General features: G+C 72.4%; 5 protein-coding genes. 2 read left to right on the plus strand and 3 right to left on the minus strand.

All coding sequences use genetic code 11. From position 1 onward, the window contains the following. The 3 genes from IJH84_RS11735 to IJH84_RS11745 form a co-directional block, all read right to left on the minus strand. The coding region (locus IJH84_RS11735; protein ID WP_295143991.1) for an HRDC domain-containing protein at positions 1–864 on the minus strand (864 nt) is incomplete at its 3' end. A 111-nt stretch (positions 865–975) separates the two neighbouring features. Further along, on the minus strand, positions 976–1692 hold the full coding sequence (locus tag IJH84_RS11740; RefSeq protein WP_037304891.1) for a response regulator transcription factor: 717 nt from the start codon (positions 1690–1692) through the stop codon (positions 976–978). A gap of 378 nt (positions 1693–2070) precedes the next feature. Further along, positions 2071–2637, minus strand: coding sequence for a DUF3000 domain-containing protein (locus IJH84_RS11745; protein ID WP_295143994.1), 567 nt, complete (start codon positions 2635–2637; stop codon positions 2071–2073). Positions 2638–2902: 265 nt separating this feature from the next. On the opposite strand from IJH84_RS11745, the gene hemE reads away from it, so the two are divergent. Next, positions 2903–3988, plus strand: a complete 1086-nt coding sequence (gene hemE, locus IJH84_RS11750; RefSeq protein ID WP_200071301.1) for a uroporphyrinogen decarboxylase — start codon at positions 2903–2905, stop codon at positions 3986–3988. After that, a partial coding sequence (locus IJH84_RS11755; RefSeq protein ID WP_295143988.1) for an NAD(P)-binding protein occupies positions 3985–4341 on the plus strand: 357 nt, incomplete at its 3' end. The genes hemE and IJH84_RS11755, both read left to right, overlap by 4 nt.

The raw sequence follows: 4341 nt of genomic DNA on the forward strand, positions 1-4341 counted from the left end.
AACCGGCAGCGCGGTCAGCTCCTCCGCGGTCTTCGGGTCGGCCTGTGCCGCCTGCACCACGGCGGAGTCCGGCAGGATCCGGCCGGGTGCGATGTCGCGCTCGGCCGCGATGCGGTCCCGGGCCTCCCACAGCGCACGAACGGCGGCGAGTTGGCGGGGATTGCGCAGCCGGTGGATCCCGGAGGTGCGCCGCCACGGCTCGGGGCGCGCACGGGGTGGTTCCGCGGTGCGAACCGCGTCGAACTCCTGCCAGGCCCAGTCCAGCTTTCCCTGGCGTTCCAGTTCGGCGCGCATCGCCTCGCGCAACGCGATCAGCAGTTCCACGTCCAGCGCCGCGTAGACCAGCCATTCCTGCGGCAGCGGCCGACGCGACCAGTCCGCGGCGCTGTGGCCCTTCTCCAGCCGGAAACCGAGCATCCGCTCGACGAGAGCGCCCAGCGACACCCGCTCGAACCCGGCCAGCCGACCGGCGAGTTCGGTGTCGAACAACCGTTCCGGCCGCAGGTCCAGCTCGGCCAGGCACGGCAGGTCCTGCGAAGCGGCGTGCAGCACCCACTCGGTGCCCGCCAGGGCCGCAGCCAGCGGCCCCAGGGCACCGTTCAGCGCGACCGGATCCACCAGTACGGTTCCCGCCCCTTCCCGGCGCAGTTGCACCAGGTAGGCGCGTTGCGAGTACCGGTAGCCGGACGCGCGTTCGGTGTCCACCGCGACCGGACCGGACCCCGCGGCCAGTGCGGCCGCGGCGGTCTCCAGCGCTGCCGGTGATTCCACTACCGGCGGGACGCCGTCAGCGGGCTCGGTGAGCAGCGCGGGCTCGGGGCGGTCGGGTTCGACGGACTCGGGACAAGCAGCTTCCACGGCTATCAGACCTTACGTGTTGCGGTCCGCCCGCGGGAGCGACCAGCCCGAGGCCCGCCGTGCCCGACCGGACCCGACGATCGCGGTGGGACTTCGGATCACTCGATGATCAACCGGTCATCTGATCACCCCGGCCCGCATGGCCAGGGCGACCATCTGCGCTCGGTCTCCGGTGCCCAACTTGCGGCCGATCCGCGACAGGTGGCTCTTCACCGTGAGCGCGGAGAGGTTGAGCGCCTCGCCGATCTCCTTGTTGGATCGGCCATCGGCCACCAGTTGCAGCACCTCGACCTCACGCCCGGAAAGTTCCCGTGGCGTGTTGTCGGTTCCCGGGACCCGGGTGCCCGCTGCGAGCACCGGAGCCACGCTGGGGTCGGCATACACACCGCCGTCCAGGACGCGGCGCACCCCGTCGGTGACGACCATCGGCGAGGCCGACTTCAGCAGGTACGCCTGAGCGCCTGCCTGGAAGGCGGCCCGGACCGCATAGGGGTCGTCGGACGAAGCGAGCACCACGATCCGCGGCCAGCCCTGGGTACGGAGTTCCGTGACCAGGTCGATGCCTGTCCCGTCGGGGAGTCCGAGATCGAGTATCGCGAGGTCGCACGGACCGGTCGCCAGGGCGCGAGCCCTGGCCTCGGCCATCGAAGCGGCCTCGTGCACCGTGCCGGCGCCCATCTGCAGCAGCCGGGCGGCGATGGCCTCCCGGAGCAGCGGATGGTCATCCACCACGAGCACCGTGAACAGCTCTTCCCGCGGGTGCGGGACCATGTTGGCCGGCAACGCGCCGGCGGGCGTGGTTCGAGCGGCCTGACCTAAGCCGACGGCAGCCACGTCACTACCTCCCTGGAGTCGGTCGTGCCCCCCGACCGGCACCGGGACTCTCGACCAATCAGCCGCGCCACTGATCGACCGAAAGTGGTGTCGTCGGGGGCAGCGTAACCGCCCAAGCGGGTCAGCGGGACGATCAATCGGGTATGTATCCCGATCGAGTTGTCACAGCGGTCCGTTTTTGTCACTCGATCGGGTGGGTGCGGGGGATTTCCGTAACGCCGGAACGTGGTTGAACGACACACCTAGTTTGCACATCGCAAAAACGTTGCCGAAGCAACCAGCTGCGGGATTATCGGGGTCCTCGTGAGGGGAATCCCGACGCTTCGCGCGCGGCGCCCGGCCGTGCGCGCGTGGCCGCTCGGCGCCGGCCGTTCCGGATCAACGCGGCGCAGCGCCACCGGCTCGCTGGTTGAGCAGCGAGACGCCCTCGGGAGGCAGGCCCGCGGCACTCGCCAGCAACTCCTGGAAGGCGATGGCGTGCGCGCCGAGGTCCTCCCCGCCCGGCGTCCACGAACCGCGCAGCTCCAGATCGTGACTGCGCGGCGGGCCCGCGATGTCGCCGAATCGCGCCGAAGAGGTCAGCGTCACCGTGCCGCCCAGCCGGTCCGCCGCCGCGCCCGCCTCGTGCAGGGCGTCGGTCAACCAGGACCAGCCGACGCCGGGAAGCAGCGGATCGGCGGCCAGCTCCGGATCGAGCTCGGCCCGCAGGTACACCACCAGCCGCAGCACGCCGTTCCAGGAGTCCGGCTCGTCCGGGTCGTGCAGCAGCACCAGCCGGGCGGTCGCGAGTTCGTCGGCGGGGCCGGTCGCCTCCGCCGCGACCGCGTAGGCCCACGGCGCGAGCCGCTTCGGGGGACGCACCTCGCTGACCGCCACCCCCGTGCGCTCAGCGGGTGCGGCCAGTGCGGCAACTGCCTGCCGGAACGTCTCGGGCACCGCCGCCATCTCCGTCACGGGTCGGGACCGTAGTCGGCCCGCTCGGCGGGGTGTAGGAGCCACGCCGGGCACCCGCACGCCGAAGCTGATCTTGCCCGCGCGTCCGGTCGGAAGGGCGTCTGCGAAGATGTCCGGTACGGCGCACCGCACCCCGCGCGGCCGGCGGAGTTCGGCGAGCGGAAAGTCGAGCAAGTCCGCTGTCGAACCGGGGGAACCGCCCGGGCCGTCGCGATGGTCGAGCGCCGCGACTCCATTCATCGAGTACGGACGCGCCATGACTCAACCCGCACCGGTCTCGGCTCGCCGGGACCTCACCGACGCACCGCTGCTGGTCGCCGCGCGCGGCGGCACCCCCCGGCACACCCCGGTCTGGTTCATGCGCCAGGCAGGGCGGTCGCTGCCGGAATACCGGAAGGTGCGCGAAGGCACCCCGATGTTGCAGGCGTGCCTGACCCCGGACCTGGTCAGCGAGATCACCGCGCAGCCGGTGCGCAGGCACGGCGTGGACGCGGCGATCCTGTTCAGCGACATCGTGCTGCCGCTGTACGCGGCCGGTGTCGGGCTGGACATCGTCGCGGGCACCGGCCCGGTGGTGGCCGAGCCGGTGCGCGATCCCGCCGCGGTCGCGGCACTGCCCGAGCTGGATCCCGAGCAGGTCGCGCCGGTCGGCGAGGCCGTGCGGCGGCTGCTGGGCGAACTCGGGGACACGCCGCTGATCGGTTTCGCCGGTGCGCCGTTCACGTTGGCCTCGTACCTGGTCGAAGGCGGTCCGAGCCGCAACCACGAGCGCACCAAGGCGCTGATGCACTCCGACCCGCGCACCTGGCACGCGCTGCTGGAGAAGCTGGCCGAGACGACGCTGACCTTCCTGCGCGTGCAGCTGGCGGCCGGAGTGGACGCGGTGCAGCTGTTCGACTCCTGGGCGGGCGCGCTGTCGCTGCGGGACTACCGCGAGTTCGTGCTGCCGCACAGCCGCCGGATCTTCGAGGGCGTCGCGGAATCCGCCCCGGACGTCTCCAAGATCCACTTCGGGGTGGGCACCGGTGAGCTGCTCGGCGCGATGCGTTCGGCGGGTGCCGACGTGGTCGGCGTCGACTGGCGGGTGCCGTTGGACACCGCGGCGCAGCGGTTGCGCGAGGCCGCTCCCGGGACCGATCCGGTGGTGCAGGGCAATCTCGACCCGGCGGTGCTGTTCGCCGGGGACGAGGCCGTCGAGCGGGAAGTGCGCCGGATTCTCGCGGACGGCCGCGCCGCGGGCGGGCACGTGTTCAACCTCGGGCACGGCGTGCTGCCCACCACGGACCCGGACGTGCTGACCCGGATCGTGCGGCAGGTGCACGCCGAGAGCGCCCGGTCGTGACAGGACCGCGGATCGCGGTGGTCGGTGGCGGCGTCAGCGGCCTGGCCGCCGCGCACCGGCTGCGGACCGCGCTGCCCGATGCGGAGATCGTGCTGCTGGAGCAGACCGACCGGCTGGGCGGGAAGCTGCGCACCGCGAAGCTGGCAGGCCGCGAGTTCGATCTCGGCGCGGAGGCTTTCCTGGCCCGGCGCCCGGAAGTGCTGCGGTTGGCCGAGGAACTCGGAATCGCGGGCGAAGTCGTGCACCCCAGCGGTGCTTCCGCGCGGGTGCGCGCCGGCGGGCGCATCCATCCGCTGCCTGCGGGTGGCGTGATGGGGGTGCCGTCGGATCCGGAGGCGGTGCGCGAGGTGCTG

The sequence above is a fragment of the Saccharopolyspora sp. genome, from assembly GCF_017434145.1.
Lineage (GTDB): Bacteria > Actinomycetota > Actinomycetes > Mycobacteriales > Pseudonocardiaceae > Saccharopolyspora_C > Saccharopolyspora_C galaxeae.

What these genes read in the sequence shown, in the direction of transcription:
- IJH84_RS11745 (WP_295143994.1), bottom strand. Translation starts at nt 2,637, where the DNA reads ATGGCGGCGGTGCCCGAGACGTTCCGGCAGGCAGTTGCCGCACTGGCC.
- hemE (WP_200071301.1), top strand. Translation starts at nt 2,903, where the DNA reads ATGACTCAACCCGCACCGGTCTCGGCTCGCCGGGACCTCACCGACGCA.